Raw genomic sequence first — 18,517 nt, forward strand, 5'->3', positions numbered from 1 at the left:
GAAATTTAAAAATTATCCATTTCTTTTTTTCATAATTTCTTCAGAAACATTTCTTGGAACTTCTTGGTAAGAATCAAATAACATAGAATATGTTGCTCTACCTTGTGACATAGATCTTAAATCTGTTGAATATCCAAATAATTCAGATAATGGAATCATAGCAGTAACAAGTTTGATACCCGCTCTGTCATCCATAGAATTAACTTGTCCTCTTCTTTTGTTACAATCTCCAATAACATCTCCCATATATTCTTCAGGAGTTTCTATTTCTACTTTCATCATTGGTTCAAGTAATACAGCACCTGCTGCTGCACTTCTACAACCTTGTTTGAATCCCATTGAAGCTGCAAGTTTAAATGCCATTTCAGAAGAATCCACTTCGTGGTAACTTCCATCATAAAGTGTAACTTCAATATCAACCATTGGATATCCAGCTAAAATTCCACCTTGCATTGCTTCATTACAACCTTTTTCAACAGCTGGAATATACTCTTTTGGTACAACTCCACCTTTAATTTCATTGTTGAATTTAAATGTTGGTTCACTTCCTGAAGCCATTGGTTTAATTTCTAAATAAACATGTCCATATTGACCTTTACCACCAGATTGTTTTGCATATTTATACTCTTGTTTAACAGAATTTCTGATAGTTTCTCTATATGCAACTTGAGGTGCTCCAACTTCAGCTTCTACTTTGAACTCTCTTTTCATTCTATCTACAAGAATTTCAAGGTGTAATTCACCCATTCCTGAAATAATAGTTTGACCTGATTCTTCATCAGTATTTACTCTAAATGATGGATCTTCTTCTGCAAGTTTTCCTAAAGCAATACCCATTTTTTCTTGGTCAGCTTTTGTTTTAGGCTCAACTGCAACAGAAATAACTGGTTCTGGGAAATCCATTCTTTCTAAGATAACTGGATCTTTTTCACTTGCAAGTGTATCTCCAGTAATTGTATCTTTAAGACCAACAACTGCACCAATTTCTCCAGCATAAAGTTCTTTAATCTCTTCTCTTGAGTTTGCGTGCATTTTAAGTAATCTTCCGATTCTCTCTTTTTTCATTTTTGTTGAATTTAATACATAAGTTCCAGATTCTAAAACCCCTCTATAAATTCTTGTAAATGTTAATTGTCCAACAAATGGGTCAGTCATAATTTTAAATGCAAGAGCAGCTACTTCACCTTTATCAGTTGAAGGAACTATTACAGCTTCACCATCTTGTGTTTCACCTTTGATATCAGCAACTTCAGTTGGAGATGGTAAATACATAGCAACTGCATCAAGTAAAGGTTGAACACCTTTATTTTTAAATGAAGTTCCACATACCATTGGCGTAATTTCCATTGTTAAACATCTTTTTTTAAGACCTTCAACAATCTCTTCCTCAGTTAATTCTTCACCACCAAGATATTTATCCATTAATTCATCACTTGATTCAGCAGCAGCTTCAATTAATTTTTCTCTGTACTCGTTAGCAGTATCTACTAAATCAGCAGGAATCTCTTCAATTTGATACATTTCACCAGCTTGAGCATCAAGGTTATATGTATAAGCTTGCATTTTTACTAAATCAATCATTCCTCTAAATTGGTCTTCTGCACCAATTGGAACTTGAATTGGAACTGGATTTGCTTTTAATCTATCTTTTACTTGATTCATAACATTAAAGAAATTAGCACCTGTTCTATCCATTTTATTTACATAAATAATTCTTGGAACTCCATATTTATTCGCTTGTCTCCAAACAGTTTCAGATTGTGGTTGAACTCCACCAACTGAACAAAATACAGCAACAGCACCATCAAGAACTCTCATAGATCTTTCAACTTCAATAGTAAAATCAACGTGACCTGGAGTGTCAATGATATTTACTTGAAGTTGTTCTTTTGTTTTTGGATGAGTCCAATGACAAGTTGTAGCAGCAGAAGTAATTGTAATACCTCTTTCTTGTTCTTGTTCCATCCAGTCCATTGTAGCAGCACCTTCATGTACTTCTCCAATTTTATGAGAAACTCCCGTATAGAATAAAATTCTTTCAGTTGTTGTTGTTTTTCCTGCATCAATATGTGCAGCAATACCTATATTTCTAACTCTATTTAACGGTATTTTTCTTGCCATAATTTTATCCTACCATCTGTAGTGTGCAAATGCTTTGTTAGCTTCTGCCATTCTATGTACATCTTCTTTTTTCTTAAAAGATGCTCCTCTTTCGTTTGCAGCTTCAAATAGCTCATTTGCTAATCTTTCTACCATTGTTCTTTCATTTCTTTTTCTTGAAGCATCAATTAACCATCTTAAAGCTAAAGTTTGTCTTCTAACAGCTCTTACTTCAACTGGAACTTGGTAAGTTGCACCACCAACTCTTCTACTTCTTACTTCTAAAAGTGGTTTAACATTTTCTATTGCTTTTTCAAACAAATCAATACCTTTATCTTCACCTCTTGCATCTAAGTTTGCAATCGCACCATAAAGGATTTTTTCTGCAACAGATTTTTTACCATCTAACATAATTGCATTAACAAATTTTGTGATCACTTTACTATTGTAGATAGGATCAGCCATAATTTCTCTAACTGGAGCTTTTCTTCTTCTCATTTTCTATCCTTCTACTTATTTTTTAGCTTTTGCTTTTTTTGTACCATATTTAGATCTAGATACAGTTCTGTTATTTACTCCAGCCGAATCTAACGCACCTCTTACAATGTGGTATTTAACCCCAGGTAAATCTTTTACTCTTCCCCCTCTTACTAGAACAATTGAGTGTTCTTGAAGATTGTGACCTTCTCCACCGATATATGAAATAACTTCAAATCCAGTTGTTAATCTAACTTTTGCAACTTTTCTTAAAGCTGAGTTAGGTTTTTTAGGAGTCGTTGTATATACTCTTGTACACACACCTCTTCTTTGAGGACAATTTTTTAAAGCTGGTGATTTTGATTTTTTAATCACTTTTTTTCGCTCATTTCTTACAAGCTGATTAATTGTAGGCATTTCTTTCCTTTATAAAATTTGGTTTGAGTAGTTATAGCCCCACTCATGCTTCTCGTAATCTTCAAAATATTTTGAAACGATACTACCATTCTAGGAAACGATTTAAAGTTTTCTAAAAAAGTTTCGGATTATATCTAAAGTTCTTTAAATACAACTTATTAATATATTTTTAACTAAAATTACAAAAAAAGGTTTAATATGGAAATTTTAGCTTACAAAAGAGTTGGAACTGGTAAAAAAAGTATTATTTTTATTCATGAACTATTTGGTGATTGTACAAATTATGATAGTATAATTCCTTTTTTAGATAAAGAAAGATTTAGCTGTTATTTTGTAGATTTAAGAGGTTATGGTTTATCTAAAAATATTTTAGGAATTTACAATTTAGAAGAAGCTGTAAAAGATGTTATAAACCTCATTTCACATTTGAAAATAGAATCTTACAATTTAGTTGCTCACTCAATGTCTACAATGATAGCTCAACATATTTCTTTAAAAGACAATAGAGTAAAACAACTTATTTTAATAACTCCCATTAGCTACAAAGGTGTAAAAAGTACACAAAAAGCAAAAGAAAATTTACTATCTCAAATGGGAAAAGATAGTAAAAAAATAGAAGAAATTGTAGAGCAATCAAGCATAAGATATAACCAAACTTGGAAAAATTATCGTATAAATTTAGCTTTAAATTGCTCAATCTTAGAAGCAAGATTGGGTTATATGAGTATGTATTTGAATATAAATTTTGAAGAAGATAATAAAATAGATATTAATATTCCTATAAAAATATTAACTGGAAAATATGATTTTCCAGTTTTCTCAAAAAATGAAGTAGCTAAATATTTTCAAAATTTTAATAATATTGAAATAATAGAAGTTGAAGAATCAGGACATTATCCAATGATAGAGTGTCCTGTTTTTTTTGCTTCAAAACTAGAGTCTTGGTATGATTTTTAAATCTTTTTTGTATAGAATTCAAAAAAAATTTAAAAGGTAAACAATTTATGACCAAACAACTATTTCCTTTAGCATTAGGTGGACTTGCTATTGGAACAACAGAATTTATCATTATGGGACTTTTACCAGATGTTGCTAAAGATTTAGGAGTAACTATTCCTGTTGCAGGGCATTTAATATCTGCCTATGCTTTTGGAGTTGTTGTAGGTGCTCCAATTCTTGTAGCACTTAGTTCCAAATTTCCACCAAAAAATATTTTAATAGTTTATATGATTTTATTTACTCTATTTAATGCATTAGCAATACTAACACCAGATTATAATACTTTACTTATGTCAAGATTTTTTGCTGGTCTTCCTCATGGAGCATTTTTTGGAGTTGGGACAATAGTTGCAATAAAACTAGCAAAAAAGGGGAAAGAAGCCCAAGCTGTTGCATCAATGTTTACAGGATTGACTGTCGCCATTTTAGTTGCCGTACCAATTGTAACCTATATAGGACATCATCTTCATTGGAAATATGCTTTTGGTATAGTTTCTATTTTGGGCGCTTTTACAATTTTCTTTTTATATTTATATATGCCAAAACTAAAATCTTTAAAAACTGTTACATTTAAAGAAGAGATAGAATTTTTCTTAACAATAAAAGCTTGGCATATATTAACAATAGTTGCTATTGGTTTTGGTGGGCTTTTTGCTTGGTTTAGCTACATTGCACCACTTTTAATAAATATATCAAATTTTGATCCTGATAAAATATCATATTTAATGGTAGTCGCAGGTGCTGGAATGGTTGTTGGAAATATCTTAGGTGGATATTTAGCAGATAAAAGAAATCCTATAAAAGTAGCTATTTATCTTCTTTCTCTTATGGTTATTTTTCTAATTTTAGTATTCTTTTTATCTGAAAATCAAATTTTATCAATAGCGTTAACATTTATTTGTGGAGTTCTTGCTATGAGTATTGGAACTCCAATAAATATGGTTATGGTTAAAAGTGCAAAAAATTCTGAAATGTTAGGAGCTGCTTTTATCCAAGCTGCTTTTAATGTAGCAAATTCTTTAGGAGCTTTATTTGGTGGTTTTCCACTATTATTTGGTCTTAGCTATAATTATCCAGCATTAGTTGGAGCTTGTATGGCATTTATAGGTGTCATTTTAACTTTTTCTTTTTATAAAAAGTACAAAAAAGAGGAGTTTTAAACCTCTTTTTTATTCAAAATTTCGCTTTAAGTCCTGCAAAATAATATGTTCCTACATTTATATCGACATTTTCATTTACTTCTTTATTGAAGATATTATCAACTCCACCATAGATAGTAAAAATTTTACTAATATCATAGTTTATCCCTAAATCAACCAAAGTATAATCATCTACTTTATTATTGTTTTGAGTGTCTTCATACTGCTTTCCAATATATCTAAGATTTAAATTTGAAGATAAATTATCTAATATTTTATAGTTTAGATTTAAAGAAGCTGATAAATTTGGAGTATATGGAAGCTCTTTACTTGTAGTTTTATCTTCTGTATCAAGATAAGTTAGATTAAATGTAGTATCAAAACTATCATTAAATCTATAATCCAAATTTACCTCAACTCCATTTATATCTACCTTTTCTAAATTTTCAGAAGTATAATATTTTGCTCCACCAGTTCCATAAGGAACAGACTCAATTTTGTCTTTTACAATAGTTTTAAATAAAACAATTTCAGAGTTGAAATTATTAAAGCTATTAGCAAGTGCTAGTTCAAAAGTATCAGATTTTTCAGGTTTTAAATCATAAGCTGTTGTTTTAAAATTATTTATAACTTCTGAACCATATCTTTTCCCATCTTTAAAAAGTGGTGCAACAACATAAAGTTCTGCAATATCAGGAGCTCTGTATCCACTAGCATAATTTACTCTTACTCTTGTATTTTCACCTAATTTTTGTACAAGTCCAGCTTGGAAAGTTGCTTTACCATCTGCATTTGAAATATCATCATATCTTGCACCAATTGTTGCATTTAAAGAGTCTGTAAACTCTATTTCGTCTTGTAGATATACAGACTTATACTCTATAACTTTTTGAATAAAATCACTCGATTGTGGATTTGGATTTATTGCCGCACTATCTCTTGTCTCTTTTCTATAATCAAGTCCAAAAGTGATTAAATTTACACTATTTAAAGCATAAGTAGTGATACTTTCAATATCATCTATCTTTACATTTGCACTAAATTTTTTATTTACTGGTCCTGCAAAATTTATAGGGCTTGTTTCATTTCTTTTTTTATAGTAAGCCTCATAAAATCTTAAAGATGTTCTTAAATCATCATTGAAGCTATACTTTCCAAAAACTGAATAATCTACTCTTTTATTATCATCTTTTGATTTAACAGGAGTATTTAAAACCATCCCATTTAATCCTGTTCCTTGAGATGAACCTAAATACTGCCCTTCTCTATCTTCTTCAAAATAGTTTACATCAAAACCTAAAGTAAAGTTATCTGTAATATTTTTTTCAATTCCAACGCCAAAAGTATTTACAGTTGAATCATCTCCATAAGTTACTCCTAAAACTCCACTTTTTCCACTTTGAGGATTCATCATAGCTGGAAGTTCAGCTCCTGTATTTGGGTTTATAGCTTTTTGAGTATATTTTTTATCTATTTTGTATGAAGATGTATCAATAGTTGAAGCATAAACCTTATATTTTAAACCATTTACATTACCTAGAGTTGAAAAATTTGCATTTTTTTCTCTTGCTTGAGAATAAGCATTTGAACCATATTTTAAATCAAGAGTTGTCTGATTTATATCGTTAACATCTTTTTTTGTAATAATATTGATTACACCTCCAATAGCATCTGAACCATAAAGTGTACTCATAGATCCTTTTACTATTTCTATTCTATCAATCATAGAAGCTGGAATTCTACTCATCTCATACGGAGATTCTGTTTCTCCACTCAATCTTTTTCCATCAAGAAGTAGCAAAGTTCCATTAGGTCCAACACCTCTTATAGAAATTGCCCCTTTTGATAAAGCACTTGCATGTGGAAATCTTCCAAATTGTGAATTTATCGATGGAACTTTATCTAAAATATCTTTTAGTGTTGTTGCAGAAATTTTTTCAATATCCTCTTTTGTGATAACAACAACTGAAGCACTAACACCATCTATACTCTTTTGAGTCTTCGTTGCAGTTGTAACTAAAACCTCATCTAATTTTGTTGTGTCAGCTAAAATATTTGTTGTCAAAAATAAAGCTGCAACACTTGATAAAACTACTCTATTCATTCTTGTGTCCTTTTTATATATTAAGAATGAATATTGTAATATAATTTTATATAAAAATTATTGACTAAAATCAATAAAACTTATGGTTTATTTATAATATAAACTTTTATCTGGAATTTTTCCACCAATTAATTTGGCATCATTATCTTTTAGAACTTCAAAGAAAAATTCTAACTCTTTTTGTGAGTCAATTGCCATTTTATTATCAAAAACAATATGTGATATAGAATCAGCCAGTCCTTGCTCTTCCAACATTGGCAATGATTTAACTACCAATTTACTAGCTTCTTCTTTATTTGATTTATACCAATTCAAAGCTTTATCATATTCAAGTAAAAATCTATCTATTAACTCTTTTTTATCATCACTTTTTCCAATAACTGCAATCCCTGCTTGTGGGATTTTTGCTTCAGTTTGAAACAATCTTCCCCATTCATCTTGTAAACTAATACTTCTATATAAATCAGGAGCAATAACTTTCATAGGAAATGAACCAGTTTTTCGCAAAGCAATAGAAACGGCAGGTTCAGCCAAAAGTGCATGATCAACTCTTCTTAAAATTAACATTTGCATAGCATCTATTGGAGTTGCTACATATTGTATATCAAAATCTTTTTTTATATCAAGTCCAGCTTTTTTGATAACTGCTTGAAAAACAATATCTGGCATATCAGCACGAAATGGAACAACAATTTTTTTACCTTTAAAATCTTCAATAGTTTTTAAACTACTATCTCTACTTACCATTTGCAAAATTCCCCAAACAGATACATTTAAAAGTTTTAAATCAACTCCTTTATTGTGTAAGTTTGCTGCAACATTTGTAGGAAGAGCTATAAAATCAACATCACCTTTTAAAATCAATGCTCTTAATTCATCTGGATTATTCCAAAGTCTAAACTCTACTTTTTTATTTAAATCATTTAATACATCATTTTCTATCATATAAAAAAATGGATGAGAAACACTTGCTATTGGTCCAGCTACAACAATTTTTTGTTCATCTTTTGCCAATAAAATATTAAACAACAGAAAAAGTAAAACAACTATATTTTTCATAAAAACTCCTTTAAATTTAATTCAACCTTTTATTCCATCTGCTCTAGCACTTAGTAAAAATGGGAAAAATATTTTCATATATATGATAAAGGGTATAGCCCAAAGTATAGAAGATACAATATATGCTAATATCATATATTCATAATAATAAGGGATAAACGCTCTTATAAATGTAGCAAGAATGATTAAAATAAGCCCCAAAGTCAAAGCCCAATTTGTAAATATTGTTCTACCTGTATGAATCGTAGAAACTATTATCATCACAACATAAAATACCATTCCAAAAGTTCCAGTAGTTAAAAAGTGCCTAAAATGATTTAAAACATTTAATTCAAATAGATAATTAAATCCTAAAAACAAAAATCCAACTGCCGTCATTACAATAGTGGAAACTATATATAAAACAAATGGTTTTAATAATATATTATTATCCTTCAATACAAAATCATTTAATAAAGCCAATATAGAAGCTGTACAAGCAAAACAAATATAAGCTAAAGTAGAGTTATTTGGATAAAAGAACTCTATAAAACTATATAAAATGATGCAAAATATTGCTAAATTGTATCTATATGATTTTGCTAAAAATATTTCATCAATTTGCTGTTTTTCCAAAAGTTCATTTATAGACTCCATACTTATTCGCCGTAAAGCCAACAATATCAAAACTAAAAAAAGTCCCAAAGATAAAAGCAAAATTTGATACGAATTAATATCTACAATTCCAGCAACACTTAAAAAATAAACTATTTGAACGATAACAATTGAAGCCATAGAAAAGACTAAAGATATATGTTTTTTATTTGGGTCTTTAAATGCTGGAATAGTAGCAAGATATGAGATATAAACTAATAATGAAATATTTAAAAATCCTACGATATAAACTGTTAGAAAATCCATAAACCAAAATCCAACTCGCCCCAAAACCCATAAAACAACAATATATGCCAATTTTCTTCCAACGATTGGTATAACTCCATGAAATAATTCTGGTAATCCAGTTAAAAAAAATGCTACTATCATAGCACTTCCAACACCAAAAACCATCTCATAAATATGCCACTCTAAAAGATTATTAATTGGCAAACTTATATATCCAGCAAAAACAAAAGACCATAAAACAATATAAAGTACAATATATGGAGCAAGAAGTAAAAATATAGGTCTAAAACCATAAGCTAAATATATAGGAAAATCTCCTTTAGGATATGTTTCATAGTGATTCATCTTAACTCCAATTCAAAACTATCAATTATTATCTTGTCTTTTAAAAACTTTGCTGTTTCATTGTAAACAAACTCATCATCTCTTTTATCTCTTGATATATCAATACTAAACTTTTTAGCTATATGTCCAACCGGTTCGGCTTTTAAAACTATTATCTCATCACTTAATTTTATAGCCTCCATCAAATCGTGAGTTATAAACAATACACTCAAATTTTCTTTATTTATAGTTTCAATTAAAATATTTTGAAGTTCTTTTTTAAGCCCAATATCAAGTGCAGAAAATGGTTCATCTAAAAACAATAAACTAGGATTTACAACCAAAGCTCTAGCAAAAGAGACTCTTTGTTTCATACCTCCACTTAAATCTTTTGGAAATTTTGTAAAATCATCTATTTCTAGCCCAAATTTTAACGCTATCTCTTGGGCTTTTTTTATAGCAATATCTTTTTTCTCTTTTTTTGCTAACAATCCCAAAGCAATATTATCTATTACATTTTTCCAAGGTAATAATCTAGGTTCTTGAAAAGCAAAAGATGAACTATTAAAACTATTTCTTATCTCTCCATCTTCAACTCTTAGAATTTTTGAGCATAAATGCAAAAGTGTAGTTTTTCCACCACCACTAGGTCCAACAATAGATATAACTTTTCCTTTTTCAAGAACAAAATTTATATCTTCTAAAATCTCTTTAAATCCAAAAGAGAAATTTACATTTTTTACTTCTAATCTCTCCATGATTCAAGCTCCCTTTTTATCGGTTCTAAAATAATATACTCTATTAAAAGTAAACTTGCTATCATAATAGTTACAAGTGCTAAAGCAGTTGGAGTATCAAGCTGACTTCTAGCTATTGCCAGACTTGAACCTAAACCATCACTAGAAGCCAGAAGTTCAGCCATAACAACTATTTTCCACGACATTCCAAGTGCAGATATATAAGCAGGAAAAATATATGAAAAAACATGTGGTAAATATAAATCAAAAAGTTTCATAGAAAATGGTAAATGAAAACTATCAACCATCTGTTTCAAATCACCTTCAATAGTTCTTGTTCCTTGTAATGCTCCAACAAAAACAATAGGAAATGAAGCTATAAATACTGTAAAAATGACCGTCATATCACTCATACCAAACCAAATCATAGCTAAAACAATCCATGCAATTGGTGGCATTCCAAAAAGTATTGTTACTATTGGACGGCTCATAATAGAAGCTGTTATAAAAAGCCCTGATAATAGCCCAAGAATAGAACCAACTAAAACAGCTAAACCAAAACCAATCATAGCTCTTTTTATAGTTATAAAAATATTTTCTACAATTTCAGGATTGTGTAAGATTTCATTTAGAGCTATAAAAGTATCTTTTGGTGATGGTAAAACTAAACTACCATAAATTTGATGTCCAAAATCCCAAAGAGCCAAAAATAAAAATACAGAAGCAACAGAACCCCAGCCACTCCAAAGATAAGCTGGAAAATCTTTTATAATTTTTATAAAAAGTTTCATTTTAAATCCATTTCAAAATATTTTGTATTGTATAATATATATATTAATTATCATTGATTAACATCAAGTTTTATACCAAAATTTCAAATTTTGCTCCATCTTCAATATTGTAAACTATTAATTTCCCTTTAAAATGTTGTTCAATTATCATTTTGGACATATAAAGCCCTATTCCACTACCTTTTTGTTTTGTTGTAAAATATGGATCAAATATCAAATCTTTTTTATCTTTTTCTATTCCTCCACCATTATCAATTACAGATACAATAGAAATATTATCTTTTACATCAACAATTAATTTTATATTCGGATTTTCTATATTTCGTTCTATTAAAACATCTTTTGCATTTGTCAAAAGATTTAAAACAACTTGAGAATACTCATTTTCATAAGCATTTAATTCTTTATCATTTCTTATCTCAAAATCAAGAACTATTTTTTTATTTTCTAAAATAACTTTCATAATATCAATAGCTCTTTGTACAGCAACGCTTACATAAAAAAACTCTTTTTGTTTATTTAGTTTATAAAAATCTCTGAAATTATCAATAGTTTGCGACATAAAATCTAACTGATAAGTAGATTCTTTTAGTTTATCTTTTATATATTTTCTATCTAGTATTTCATCTTCTAAAACTAATTGTAAATTCATATTTATGAAGCCCAGATGAGTCAAAGGTTGTCTCCATTGATGAGCAATATTATTTATCATTTCACCCATTGAAGCTAGTTTACTTTGATGAATCAAAAGTTTCTCTTTTTCATTTTTTTCTTTTGCAAGATTTCTTAACATAATTCCTAAAGCAAAACTAAAAATTAAAGACTCTAAAGGTGTTCCAATATGTATTATATAGATTCCACTAATAGTAAATAAACCTTTTTGTGAGATATATATAATAACACACATAACAAACCAACCAATAGTATAAACAATAGCATTCTTATCTCCTTTAAATATAGCAATCAAGCCTATTAAACAAGGGATTAAAACTCCTATATAAAAAGGCATATATTCATACAATATTGAATATTTAGATATCAAAATTGCTATTAAATCTAAAAAATTTAAAACTATAAAGATATTTAATATTTTATGAAAGAATGGTAATTTATTTTTTGTTTCTAAAATAGCCTGAGCAAATAAAAAAGTAAATAAAAATGCCAAAGTTTCTGCAAAATCAACCAATGTATACATAAATATAGGAGCAGATGACTTATAACTAAAATACATAAAACCAACCAAAGATAGCAAAAGGAAAAATTGCATTAAAGAGTAATATAAAAAATATCTCATTTTTGTTGAAAAATATATTATTAAATAATACAAAAATGCACAAAATATTATCCCATAAGCAGTCCCATATAAAACTCCCTCATATTGTAAAAGGTATTTATATTCGAAAATACTTATACAATCAGAGCGAAAATCTGCAATTTTAGGTTCAGAATATCTATATTTAAAAAAAATCTCTTCTTTTTGATATTTATCTAATTTAACAACAATTATACTATTGATAATTTCATATTTTACATTTGTATATACTAAACTATTTTTATCTGAAATAACTGTTAAATAGTAAGTTTCATCTCCAAGTTGTTCCAAATCTAGCTTAAATTTAATTGTAAATTCATCCAAAATAACATTTCTATATTCTGAATATTGTAAATCTTTAAAATCTACATGATTCTCTGAAACATAATCTCTTATAAAAGAGCCATGATGATGACCATATAAATTTATAAATAGTAGGAAAAGTGTAAGTATTATTTTTTTCATATTGACATTATAACCAAACAATACCAATTCTTAAAATTTATCTTTTTGCTTGTATAATTCCACCATGAGTAAAAATGATTTTAAAAATATTAAAGTATTATTTGTTGATGATGAAGATAATATCAGAACAAATGCCATTTCTTATCTATCAAGATTATTTGATGAAGTTTATGAAGCAAAAGAGGTAAATGAAGCTTTTCAGATAATTGAATACAAAAAACCAGATATTATAATAACAGATATAAATATGCCTAAAATAAATGGTTTAGAGATGATAAGACAAATAAGACAAAAAGATATCAACACAAAAATAATAGTCCTAAGTGCTTACACAAATACAGAATATCTTTTAGATGCTATTGATTTAAATCTTGAAAAATATCTAGTAAAACCTATATCTCATGATATTTTATTTCCTGTTCTAAGTAATTGTGTAAATAAATTAAAAAATATTGATAGAAACATAAAATATTTATCTAAAGATTGCTATTTTGATATTTTAAAAAGAGATTTATACAAAGACAATGAGATTATAAAATTATCAAATAAAGAGTTAGATTTTCTAACTCTTCTTTGTGAAAGTAGTGGTAGTTTTGTATCTTATGAAACTATACAAGCAGTTGTTTGGCAAGACTCTTTTATGAGTGATGATGCTTTAAGAACAGTTGTAAGAAAACTAAGAAAAAATCTTCCAGAAAATTGTTTAGAAAACTTCTCAAAAACTGGGTATAGAATAACCACTATTTAGATAGTTTGAAAATATAAATATAAAATCTCCTTTTGAATATTTAATCTATATTTTTCAATATCTAACTTTCTTATCTCTTTAGAATTTTTCAAAGTATCTACATCTTCACTTGCTTTAAATCCAGCATTAAACTCTTCTTGATTTAACTCTAAAAGTTCTTGATAAAGTTCTATATCTTTTGTAGCTAAATTTATCCTATTTTCAAACTGTTTTATAGTTTCAAATGAACTATCATAAATTTTTTCAAGTTCAATCAAAGATAATTCTTCTTTTTTCCTATTTTGTAGATAAATTAATTTTGAGTACTCTACATCATTTAAAAAAGTATAATTTAATGGCATTGTTATACTCGCACCATAATTGTAATAATCTTTAGATTTATTTAAAGATGAATCTTCATAACCAACTTTTCCATTTAGATTTAAAGAAGGAAGATATTTACTTTTTGTTTTCTGATATTCATTTTTGCTTAATTGAGAATCTAAATTTGCATTAATTTGTTTTATAGCATTTTCTAAAAATATATCTTTAGAAATTAAAGATATTGATGGAATATTTATATTTCCAAATTCATAAGAAGTTAGTTTTTGTATCTCATTTTCATAAATTACATTATTAAGTTTTAATTCCATTTTGAAATCTTCTAAAGAGTTTCTTTTCATAATAGCATCATTTAATTCGCTAATATCACTTTGTCCATTTCTATATTGAGATTTTTTTATATCAACTTCTATTTCACTATTATTGATATTCAGGCTATTTTGTTGAAGATTTATACTATTTATTTTTAATTCAATAATATTTTTATACAAACTATTTAAATCTTCAAAATCATCCATTTTTATTTTTAAAGACTCTTTTTTCAATAGATTATTTGCATAATCAATTTGAGAAGATATACCTCCAAAATCTAGTATTTTTTGATTTAAATTTAAAGAATAATCTTTTGTTGTTATATCTTCATTATCTTTACTTTGACTCAAATTTATATTCAAATCATTTAACCATTCATATTTATTTAACTCTTTTTTCTCTTCTATACTCTTTTTTTCTAAATCTCTTATCTCATTCTTTAAAGGCAGTAAAACTTCATTTGATTTTTCATTTGCAAAAAGGAGTGAAGTTAAAAATATGGGAAATATAAATCTTTTCATTATTTAAACTCCACAGTTATACTTTTACCAAAATCTTTTGAATCTATTTCTATCTCAGCTTTATATGCTGAAATAAAAACTTTATCAGGAATAATATCAAGCTTTTTTATCTGTGCATTTGATTTTTTGCCATCTAAATAAATCTCTTTTGATTTTACATCTTTATAGTCTTCACTATTTAGATAAACTACAAGTTTTGCTTTGCTTATATCATAAACAGTAGCTATTTTAGTTCCTATATTTACATAATCATACTTGTTTACAACAAACTCTTTTAAATATAAATTGTTTAAACTTATCTCTTTTTTATTTATACTATTTTTTGTATTTGCTATTGAAATTTCTAAATTCTTGATACTATTTTTTAATTCAATTATTTCCATATATTTTTCATCTTTTTCAAAATCACTTTTACCTTTTATGGTTTTGAATTTGTTGTAATAATCTTGTAAAATTGTAAGTTTTTCATTCAAAAGTTTATGTTGAGTTTGATAAAGGCTTAAGTTCTCTTTATCTAAAACACTATCTATTTTCACTATAACTTCATTTACAATACTCATCTCTTTTGTTTTGTCAAGATAAATTATCTCTCCACTTGCATTTGCATAGATACTAAATTCATCTTTTGGTTCAATTTTTGCCATATATGAGTTAGCAAATAAAAATATTGGAAATATTAATAAAATATATTTTGTCATTGTTTAATCCTTGATTTTATATAAAGTTGCAAAAAGTGCAGGAACATAAACTAAATTTAAAACTGTTCCCCACAAAATACCAAATCCCAAAGAAACAGCTATTGGTTGAAGCATTATAGATTCTCCCGTTGGGAAAAATATTAAAGTAAATAGCCCGAGCATTGTTGTAATTGAAGTTATTAAAATAGGACGAACTCTAAGTTTCGCATTTGCAAAAAACTCTTTTTTTGTTCTAGTTTTATGCAAAAAATTTAACATAATAATTCCATCATTTATAACAACTCCAGCAAGTCCTAACATACCAATCATTGATTGAGAATTTAGATTTATTCCCATTATAAAATGCCCAATAATTGGTCCTAAAATAGTAAATGGAATAACAGATAAAATCACAAAAGTACTTTTAAAAGAAGGAAAAATTATAAGTAAAGTAATAAATATTAAAAACATTGATACTAAAAAAGCTTTTACTAAATCTAATGCCATTTGGTCACTTTTTTCTTTTTCTCCACCAAAATTTACTCTAATTCCTAAATTTTCAATCTCTTTTATAGTATCTTGTAGTTTGTCTAAAACTTCAGTTGCATTTACAATATCACTTTGAACATTTGCAACAACTTTTTTATAGATTTGACCATTTACTTTTTGTATCTCATTAAAATTTCTCTCAATTTTAAAATCGACAACTTCTTTTAATTGTACAAATTTATCATTGTCCAAAGGAATATAAAAGTTTTTTAACTCTTCAATACTATCTTTATTTATTGATTTTGTTATGATTTTTATAATTCCATCTTCATTAAAAGTATTTGCCTGTTCTCGCTCCAAAAAGAAACTTCCAACAGCTTTTGCTATATGAGTATCAGAAAGCCCTAAATATCTTCCATAAGGATTTACTATATATTTATATTCGCTCTCTCCTAAAATAGTATTATCAGCTATATCTTCAACTCCATTTATGTTTTGTAATTGTTTTTTTAATTTATCAATACTTTCAACAAGTAAAGAAGTATTTGCAGTATTTAATAAAATCTCTATATCAGTTGAGGCAATACCAATTCTTTCTGATGTTATATTATGATCAATAGCATTATCCTGCTTTGTTAAAGGTTCTATCAATTCTCGAATCATATTCATAGAATCATTTGAGCTAATAAGTCTTACTTTATCCAACCTTTCAAAATCAAAACTAAAATTTAAAATAGGATTTATATAGTTTTCAACAAAATTTTCTTCTCTAAACTCTTCAAGTTCTACCAAAATCATAAATCCATTTTCTATATCTTCTTCATTTCCTGCTAGATCATTATATACTCCAACATAAGTTGATATATTTTTGATATAAAGTTCTTTTGAATTATCTAGTAAAACTTTTTCATATCTCTTAGCAATATTATCAGTTATTGAAATAGGAATGGAATTTTCAAGTTTAATGGCAATTTCAATACTATTTGAGTCAATATTTGGAAATAGCTGAAATCTACTTGTTTTTATAAGAATAATCGAAATAATAGGAATAGTGATAAAAAATATGATTAAAAAACTTTTTTTATGTTCTATTACTTTATGCAAAATATTCTCATAAAAATTGTACATTTTTGTCCAATCCAATTGTTTCTCATTTACTTTTAAAAAATGTTTTGCATGAAGTGGTAAAAATAAAAAAGATTCTATAATAGATGAAAGTATCAAACAAGTAATCACAATAGGTATAAGCTTTATAAAAAGTCCCATTTCTCCACTGATAAATAGCATAGATAAAAAAGCAAAAACAGTTGTAACTCCAGCTATTATAACTGGACCTATTACTTGTTTTGTACCTTTTAAAATAGCTTCATTGAGTTCATATCCCTCGTCTATATGCCTTTGTATATTTTCACTTACAATAATTGCATCATCAACTACTATTCCCAACGCAATTAACATTGCCATCATAGAAATCATATTTAAGCTATAACCCATAAATTCTAAAAATAATAATCCAATGATGAAAGAAAAAGGTATTCCCAAAATAATCACAAAAGACAATCTAGGACTTATCAAAATATACATAGCAAAAGCAACTAAAATCAAACCCAATGTTATATTTGCCAAAATCGTATTTAGCCTATCTTTTATCTGTTTTGAGTTATCTCTTGATATAACTAATGATATATCATCATATGAATTTTGAGTCTTTTCTATCAACTCTTTTATCTCTTTTGTAAGTTTTATACTATCACCACTTTTATTTTTATAAACTCTTAAAGTTAAAGTATTTTCTCCATTAAGTCTTGAAATTGTATCTCTTTTTGGATATCCAATAGTTATATTTGCAATATCATTAAGATATATCTTTTTACCATCTATTTTTAAAATACTATTTTCCCAAAATTTTGTATCAAATTTATTATTATTTGCACTCAAATAAACATGATTTCCTACTTGCTCAATATTTCCAACAGGATAAATATAAGATAGTTGTGAAATTGCATCAACAACACTAGAACTATTCAAACCATACATATTTATTTTTTTATTATCTAAAACTAATTCTATTTGTAAATCAGCATCTCCAAAATTTCGTACTTTATTTATGTGTTTTATTTGCATCAAAGAGTTTTTTAAATTATCTGCAATTTTTAATAACTCTGTTTGATTATATTTTGAAGATGATAAAGCTATAGATAATAAAGACCACTCTTCATCCATTATTCTTACATTTGGTTCTTCCATATCAGTAGGTAAATATCTCTTTGCTAAGCTTACAGCATCTTTTACTTCATTTAATTTTATATTTTTATCAACACCATCTTGAAGTTTTATATTGATAGAGAAAAATCCTGAAAATATATATGAAGTTATTTTTTCAAGTCCAGCAATAGAGTTTAGTTGATTTTCTATTTCACTTACAGCAAAGTTATTTAGGCTTTCAGCACTAGCTCCTGTATAGCTTCCTTCAATATCTAGCATCTCTAATTGCGTTGTGGGAAATACCTCTTTAGGAATATTTATATATGCAAATATTCCTAATACTAGGAAAAAAACTAATATTGTGTGATTTAGTTGAGAATTATTATAAAAATAATCTATTATTTTATACATTAAAAACCTTGATTATATAAATTTTGA

At 27.2% G+C, this 18,517-nt stretch carries 15 protein-coding genes; 3 read left to right on the plus strand and 12 right to left on the minus strand.

Going from position 1 to position 18,517, the window contains the following annotated elements:
* Positions 1-12 precede the first annotated feature (12 nt).
* The 3 genes from fusA to rpsL are packed head-to-tail and all read right to left on the minus strand — an operon-like array spanning position 13 to position 2,994.
* Positions 13-2,121, minus strand: coding sequence for an elongation factor G (gene fusA, locus ACNSOS_RS04945; protein ID WP_418186158.1), 2,109 nt, complete (start codon positions 2,119-2,121; stop codon positions 13-15).
* Between the two features lie 9 nt (positions 2,122-2,130).
* On the minus strand, positions 2,131-2,598 hold the full coding sequence (gene rpsG, locus ACNSOS_RS04950) for a 30S ribosomal protein S7 (protein ID WP_113892865.1): 468 nt from the start codon (positions 2,596-2,598) through the stop codon (positions 2,131-2,133).
* 15 nt (positions 2,599-2,613) lie between these two features.
* A complete protein-coding gene (rpsL, locus tag ACNSOS_RS04955; protein WP_113892863.1) occupies positions 2,614-2,994 on the minus strand; it encodes a 30S ribosomal protein S12 in 381 nt (126 codons plus the stop codon).
* Positions 2,995-3,192: 198 nt separating this feature from the next.
* Between rpsL and ACNSOS_RS04960 the strand changes: the two genes are divergently transcribed.
* Together ACNSOS_RS04960 and ACNSOS_RS04965 are read left to right on the plus strand one after the other, a co-directional pair.
* The gene (locus ACNSOS_RS04960) at positions 3,193-3,951 is read left to right on the plus strand and encodes an alpha/beta fold hydrolase (protein ID WP_418186159.1); all 759 of its coding nucleotides are present in this window, start codon (positions 3,193-3,195) and stop codon (positions 3,949-3,951) included.
* 47 nt (positions 3,952-3,998) lie between these two features.
* Positions 3,999-5,153, plus strand: coding sequence for an MFS transporter (locus ACNSOS_RS04965; protein ID WP_418186160.1), 1,155 nt, complete (start codon positions 3,999-4,001; stop codon positions 5,151-5,153).
* A 13-nt stretch (positions 5,154-5,166) separates the two neighbouring features.
* Here the strand turns inward: ACNSOS_RS04965 and ACNSOS_RS04970 are convergent, their stop codons facing one another.
* The 6 genes from ACNSOS_RS04970 to ACNSOS_RS04995 all read right to left on the minus strand — a co-directional run bounded on the left by ACNSOS_RS04970 (position 5,167) and on the right by ACNSOS_RS04995 (position 12,806).
* Complete coding sequence (locus ACNSOS_RS04970; RefSeq protein WP_418186161.1) at positions 5,167-7,236, minus strand: TonB-dependent receptor plug domain-containing protein; 2,070 nt, start codon at positions 7,234-7,236, stop codon at positions 5,167-5,169.
* An 87-nt stretch (positions 7,237-7,323) separates the two neighbouring features.
* On the minus strand, positions 7,324-8,295 hold the full coding sequence (locus tag ACNSOS_RS04975) for an ABC transporter substrate-binding protein (RefSeq protein ID WP_418186162.1): 972 nt from the start codon (positions 8,293-8,295) through the stop codon (positions 7,324-7,326).
* Positions 8,296-8,316: 21 nt separating this feature from the next.
* Positions 8,317-9,522, minus strand: coding sequence for an NnrS family protein (locus ACNSOS_RS04980; protein WP_418186163.1), 1,206 nt, complete (start codon positions 9,520-9,522; stop codon positions 8,317-8,319).
* Entirely contained in the window at positions 9,519-10,259 is a 741-nt protein-coding gene (locus ACNSOS_RS04985; protein ID WP_418186164.1) for an ABC transporter ATP-binding protein, read from the minus strand. The genes ACNSOS_RS04980 and ACNSOS_RS04985 overlap by 4 nt, the downstream gene beginning before the upstream one ends.
* Positions 10,247-11,029, minus strand: coding sequence for an ABC transporter permease (locus ACNSOS_RS04990; protein WP_418186165.1), 783 nt, complete (start codon positions 11,027-11,029; stop codon positions 10,247-10,249). The genes ACNSOS_RS04985 and ACNSOS_RS04990 overlap by 13 nt, the downstream gene beginning before the upstream one ends.
* A gap of 70 nt (positions 11,030-11,099) precedes the next feature.
* Positions 11,100-12,806 (minus strand): 7TM diverse intracellular signaling domain-containing protein, encoded by a 1,707-nt coding sequence (locus ACNSOS_RS04995; RefSeq protein WP_418186166.1) that lies wholly within the window; start codon positions 12,804-12,806, stop codon positions 11,100-11,102.
* A 64-nt stretch (positions 12,807-12,870) separates the two neighbouring features.
* Between ACNSOS_RS04995 and ACNSOS_RS05000 the strand changes: the two genes are divergently transcribed.
* Complete coding sequence (locus ACNSOS_RS05000; protein ID WP_418186167.1) at positions 12,871-13,554, plus strand: response regulator transcription factor; 684 nt, start codon at positions 12,871-12,873, stop codon at positions 13,552-13,554.
* On the opposite strand, the gene ACNSOS_RS05005 is transcribed toward ACNSOS_RS05000, so the two are convergent.
* Genes ACNSOS_RS05005 through ACNSOS_RS05015 form a run of 3 tightly spaced genes read right to left on the minus strand, consistent with a single transcriptional unit; the run spans position 13,551 to position 18,490 of the window.
* On the minus strand, positions 13,551-14,708 hold the full coding sequence (locus ACNSOS_RS05005; RefSeq protein WP_418186168.1) for a TolC family protein: 1,158 nt from the start codon (positions 14,706-14,708) through the stop codon (positions 13,551-13,553). The genes ACNSOS_RS05000 and ACNSOS_RS05005 overlap by 4 nt on opposite strands.
* Entirely contained in the window at positions 14,708-15,406 is a 699-nt protein-coding gene (locus tag ACNSOS_RS05010; protein ID WP_418186169.1) for a hypothetical protein, read from the minus strand. Before ACNSOS_RS05010 ends, ACNSOS_RS05005 begins: the two co-directional genes overlap by 1 nt.
* Positions 15,407-15,409: 3 nt before the next feature.
* Entirely contained in the window at positions 15,410-18,490 is a 3,081-nt protein-coding gene (locus tag ACNSOS_RS05015) for an efflux RND transporter permease subunit (protein ID WP_418186170.1), read from the minus strand.
* Positions 18,491-18,517 lie beyond the last annotated feature (27 nt).

Source organism: Aliarcobacter vitoriensis (assembly GCF_048320235.1).
In the GTDB taxonomy this organism is placed as follows: Bacteria; Campylobacterota; Campylobacteria; order Campylobacterales; family Arcobacteraceae; genus Aliarcobacter; species Aliarcobacter vitoriensis.